This is a genomic window from Corallococcus sp. AS-1-12 (assembly GCF_020036995.1).
In the GTDB taxonomy this organism is placed as follows: domain Bacteria; phylum Myxococcota; class Myxococcia; order Myxococcales; family Myxococcaceae; genus Corallococcus.
On sequence record NZ_JAIQDD010000070.1, the window covers coordinates 1 to 5,342 of the forward strand.

Consider the following 5,342-nt stretch of genomic DNA (forward strand, 5'->3'; position numbering starts at 1 on the left):
GCCTACGGCCTGCGTACCAGCGCGGCGGGCGCGAAGCGCCTCGGCGCGGACCTCGCCCGTGCCCTCAACCTGGAGGGTGTCACGTCGCAGATTCAGGCCCTCCTGGCGAAGCTGACAGGTGGGGGTGGGGCGCAGGGCAAGGCACGCATTCGCAAGCCCACGGACAAGGCCGCCCTGGAAGCCGCCCAGAAGCAGGAGGCGGCGGAGCAGGCCGCCATGGCGAAGCTCCAAGCCCAGGCCAACGAGGAGTCGCGCAAGGAGTACCTGGCCAGCATCCGCGCGGAGGAGGCCGCCGGCGCCGCTGCCTTCCACGAGATGCGCCTGGAGGCGGAGAGCCTCGCTGCTGAAGCGGAAGCCGCCATGGAAGCCGCGAGGGAGTCGCTGGTGGACCGCTTCATCGGCGGCCTGGGGCAGTTGGGCGACCTCATCAACGCAGGCGTCCAGGGCATGGAAGCGGGCGGGGCTTACGGCGCCATCATCGCAGTGGTGGGCGAGCTGCTCATGCAGTCCGAGGGCTTCAAGGGCGTCATCGAGTCCGTCAACACGCTTATCCAGAAGGTGGCAGACTCGCTGGGCACGCTGCTGGAGCCGCTCCAGCCGCTGCTCAACGCCGTGACGATGGTGGTGGACGGCGTCCTCTCCGCGCTGACGCCCGTCTTCGAGATGCTCGGGGAGGCCATCGAGCCACTGGTGCCGCCGCTGGTGGTGCTGGGCGATATCCTGAAGGGCTTGGCGCCCCTCTTCGAGGTGCTGGGCCGCACCTTCCTGCTGATTCAGCAGCCGCTCAGCATCCTGGGCGGGCCCGTCATGAAGGCCCTCTTCACTGCGCTCAAGTTCGTCGGCAGCGTCGTCCTCACCATCGCGAAGGCCATCAGCGAAGTCTGGAATGCCGTCATCGGCGCGGTGCAGACCGTCATCCGGGCCATCTCCAGCCTCATCGACTGGACGGGCTTCGACGGGCTGAAGAAGTTCGCGCGCTCGCTCAACAAGCTGAAGGTGGACACCGACAGCATGGACGACTCCCTCCAGGTGCTGGAGGACACGACGTGGGACTCGGCGAAGGCGCGTGCCGAGGAAACGGCCCAGGTGGAGGAGCACACCGAAGCCGTGGCCCGCGCCACGGCGGCCCTCTCCAACGTGCCGGCCGCGTGGAAGGTGGCGCTGCGCCGCTTCGAGTCCGAGGACACGCAGGACGGCCCCACGGTGCCGCCCAAGCCGAAGCCCTCGCCCGAGACTCCTGACGTCGAGGAGTCGGAGGAGGACGTCCCGTCGTCGCCCAGCGGTCCGGTGCCGGCGTGGCTCCTCGGCATGTTCCCTCCCGCCATTCAGCAGCTCCTCTTGGGGCAGGTGCCAGCGTCGCCAGCGGTGCCGGGGTGGCTCGGCAGTTACCTGCCTCCTGGCTTCAGCGGAGGAGGGCAGGTGCGCGCGCCCGAGGTGGGCAACGTCTCCGCCATGGCCGCGCCTGTCACCTACAACATCACCGGCTACGACATCGACGCCGCCATGGAAGCCACGCGGCGGGACGAGTCGCTGCGCCAGCAGCGCGCGAGCCTCCGCGTGGCTGGTAGCCGCGTGCGCCTCTCCGCCTTCTGAGGAGCCCCATGCCGCCCGCCCTGGCCCTTTCTGGAATCCCCTTGCCCGTCTCGGCGGAGCGGGGCCTCACGTACACGCCGACACTGCTGGGCGAGCACCGCCGCACCTTCTCCGGGTGGCTGCGTAGCAGTGAGCGGCGCGAAGTCTTCACCCTGGCGGGCAGCACTGGCCCACTGACGCAGGAGGAGGCCCGCGCGTACCGGGGGCTCCTCAAGGGCGAGGGCCAGGTGTGGGGCTTCGAGGATGGGCTGCGCAGTCAGGCCTTCCTCTCGCCGAGCGCCATGGTGGGCAATGCATGGGCGGTGGAGGCCATGGGCCGCTTCGGCGGGTGCCTGCGCATGGAGGCGGGCGCCAGCGTCACCTTCCCCACGGGCCTCGGGGCACGGTGGACGGTGGCCTACTGGTGGAAGCGCCAGGGGACGAAGGACAGGTGGCGCCACCACGTCCATCGTGCGGGCGCGGGACTCAGCGTCAACGGCGCCGCAGTCCCGGTCCCCCACACGGGCGGCTTCCTCGTCGTGGACAGCGCGGGCCAGCTGCCCCAGGGCGCGGTGACGCTCGGCAACGCGGCGGAAGGCGAGCTCCTGGTGGATGAGCTGGTGGTGCTGCCGTGGGTGGCTCCCGCGTCGTGGGTGGCCCCCTGGTTCGCGGCTGCCGAGCCCTTCGGCGCGCCGTACCCGTACCACCGGGCTTCGGGCGCCGCCCTCTACGAGCCGTTGCCCGTGCTGGGCCGGGTGGGGACAGGGCGCGCGGTGCAGTGGTGGGAGGCCAGCGTCCTTGTCCTCGGGCAGGAGTTCGACTTCGAGTTGCAGGAGCGCTGACGCATGCGGCCCCTCTCTTCCTTCCAGGCGGCCCTGCTGGGCAGCCCTTCTGGCTACTCCACCCACCCGCGTGTCTGGGTGCGCGACGCGGGCGGTGAGTGGCGCGGCCTGCATGCCCTCCTGGGCTTCGACTGGGTGCTGGGCGTGCGCATCAACGACAAACTGGACGCCCCCGTGGCGGAAGCGGAGGTGTCACTGGTGCGCAGCGGCGCCGCTGGGGCTCGCCTGGCCCTATCGCCCCTGGTGGCGCAGTCCCTCGCCAACACCTCCGATGCGGGCACTTTCGCGCCGCTGCTGGTGGAGGGTGCCTATTTCCGCGTGGAGCTGGGCCTCGCGCCGCTCGCCACCGCGCCGAAAGAGGCGGACTACTTCGAGGTCTTCCGGGGCCGCATCGATGAGGTGGACGCCGGGCCCGACGAACTGCGCGTCGTAGGCCGGGACTTGGGCGGGCTGCTGCAGGACACCTTCATCGAGGTGGAGCGCGAATACGGCAACGACATGGTGGGCGTGGCCGTGCAGTCCATCATCCAGGCGCTGCTAGACGATAACGGCCTCGCTTCATTCGCGCTTTTCACCCCCGTCGACCCCATGTCCCAGCGCGGCCGGTACGTGCAGAAGGTGGAGCCGGTGCTGGACGCGGCGCGCACCCTGGCCCAGCGGATTGGCTGGGACTGCCGCATGCGCTGGCAGCCTGCCGCGAGCGCCTACGCGCTCACCCTCGCTGCGCCCAACCGTCTCCAGACGGAGGAAGACTGGAGCTATGGCCCGGACGAGTACGGCAACCTCGATGGGGTGACGCGGCAGTTGGCGGACATCCGCACGGACGTGGAGGTCGTCTACAGCGACAAATACGACTTGGACGCCTCGGGCACGCCGAAGCGAAAGACGGTGACGGCCAGCAACCCCACGGCGCGCGCCCAGGTGGGCCGCCGCTGGATGCAGGTGGCGGAGGAGTCTTTCAGCAACATCGACACGGAGGCCGAAGCCCAGCGGCTGGCGGACGCGGCCATCGCGGATCTCTCCGTTTCATCCCTGACCGTCACCATGACGGTAGACCCTCACCCCGGCCTGGAGCTGGCGGACCTGGTGCTCGTGTTGCCGGACGGCGTGCGCCTGGACACGGCGCAGCGGCTCGCGGTGCAGGAGCTTGAGCACCAGTGCGCCACGGACGGCACAGCGCGCATGAAGCTGGTGCTGCGCGGCCAGCCCTCTACGTCGCTGCGCGAGTGGCTGGAGCGCGACAGCCGACCGGGCATTGCTCCCAGCGCAGCCTTCACGGGCCCAGCTGCGCCGCAGGAGGTGCGGGCGACGCCCACCGTCAACGGATGCGTGGTGACGTGGACCCCCGCCACCACCGGTCCGGCCTGGGACGAGTACGAGGTGCATGCTTCGCGCACACCGGGCTTCCAGCCCTCGGAGGCCACCTTCCAGGGGCGGGCCTCGGCGACGCGCTTCCCGCTTCCCGACCTGCGTCCCGGTGCCACGTACTACTGCAGGGTGGTGGGCCGCGACGCCTCGGGCAACCTGGGCGCGCCGTCTGCCGAGGTGTCCGTCACCACGGGCTACGTGACGCCCGCCACGTTGCAGCCCGCTGTCGCGTTCGGCGAGTCGCCGCCCAACCCCGACTTCGAGGCGCACTCCTTCGAGGAACTGCCGCCAGACGCCTGGACGATGGGTGTGGGCCTCTGGGGGGCGCATGCGCAGGCGACTGCGGACGCATACACAGGGGCGCGCGCCGTCCGGCTCATGGCAAACGGTACGCGGCTGGACTCGCAGGCGATGATCGCCCGGCCAGGTGACAGGTACAGCGTGGATGCCCTCGCGAGGGCGTCACAGACGGGGGCCGGGCTGACTGTCCAACTCGTTTGGTACGGTGGCGCCTTCAACGTGTTGGGTACGGTGAGCACGACCAAGGTGCTTCCGACGAGCGGCTGGGCGCCTCTCACGGGCTTCCACAATGCGCCTGCCGGCACGCGCTACGTCCAGGTGCGTTTGCTCACCCTCGTGACGCAGGGAGCACCGTGGGTTTACGTCGATTCAGTGCGCCTCGACCGCATCGGCGGCCTCGTCGAGCCGTGGACGACCATCCGCACCGGGCAGATTAGCGACCTGGAGAATGGCTGGGTGGCGTGGAACGCGACCAACTGGCCGCCCGGCTACTATAAGAACAGCGACAACGAGGTGTCCGTACGCGGCCTCATCAGCCCTGGGGCGGTGGGCTACGTGAATGCCTTTCGCTTCCCGGAAGGCTATCTGGCCAGTTCTCCCCGCATCCTGTCGCTGCCGACGAGTCACGGCTTCGCCATGGCACAACTCAACATGGATGGGGGCCTTCAGGTCTTCAGTCTGCCCCCGGGCGCGGCTTGGGTGAGTTTGGACGAGATGCGTTTTCGCGCGGAGAGATAGCGCGCGCCGCACGTCGAAACCCGCCCCCATTCAGTGGGGGATGATTCCCAATTCTGAACTCTTCTCCCGCGTCGACTTGAAGTCCCTCTATCCGCCCTTCCAGGCGGTGATGGGTGAAGTCATCGCCCGTTGCCGTGCGCGCGGCGCGGACTACGTCGCCACGCGTGGCTATTCCACCTTCGCCGAGCAGCGCGCGTTGCACCTGCGCTACCTGAAGGGGGAGGGTGGCCGTGCGGCACCGGAGGGCCTCTCCGCGCACAACTACGGACTGGCGAACGACTTCTGCCGCGACGCGGACGTGGACCGCCCGGGGCTCCAGCCGCGCTGGGATGGTCCGTCCTACGCCATTCTGGGCGAGGAGACGCGCCGTGCAGGCCTCGCCTGGGGTGGCTCCTTCGGGGATGCGCCGCACTGTCAGTGGCCCAGCCTCGTGAGCGGCAGCCAGCTGGAGCCCGTGCGCGGCCTCTTCCACTCGGAGCCAAGGGGCAGCACGGACGCGCAGCGGCTCGCCGCCGTCTGGCG

Annotated in this window: 3 protein-coding genes and 1 pseudogene; all 4 read left to right on the forward strand. The window is 69.9% G+C overall.

The genetic code is table 11. The features are described from left to right. Nucleotides 1–1,593 (forward strand): annotated as a pseudogene (locus K8556_RS38500) (hypothetical protein); the annotation flags it as partial. Nucleotides 1,594–1,634: 41 nt separating this feature from the next. Then, nucleotides 1,635–2,414: a hypothetical protein gene (locus K8556_RS38505; RefSeq protein ID WP_223745122.1), complete on the forward strand. Its 780-nt coding sequence runs from the start codon at nt 1,635–1,637 to the stop codon at nt 2,412–2,414. A 3-nt stretch (nt 2,415–2,417) separates the two neighbouring features. Beyond that, the gene (locus K8556_RS38510) at nt 2,418–4,820 is read left to right on the forward strand and encodes a fibronectin type III domain-containing protein (protein ID WP_223745123.1); all 2,403 of its coding nucleotides are present in this window, start codon (nt 2,418–2,420) and stop codon (nt 4,818–4,820) included. Between the two features lie 40 nt (nt 4,821–4,860). Then, nucleotides 4,861–5,342 (forward strand): M15 family metallopeptidase (locus K8556_RS38515; protein WP_223745124.1); only part of this gene is annotated, 482 nt, incomplete at its 3' end.

Bases quoted from the DNA above. Each gene is read 5' to 3' on its own strand.
- K8556_RS38510 (WP_223745123.1), top strand. From the start codon at position 2,418: ATGCGGCCCCTCTCTTCCTTCCAGGCGGCCCTGCTGGGCAGCCCTTCT.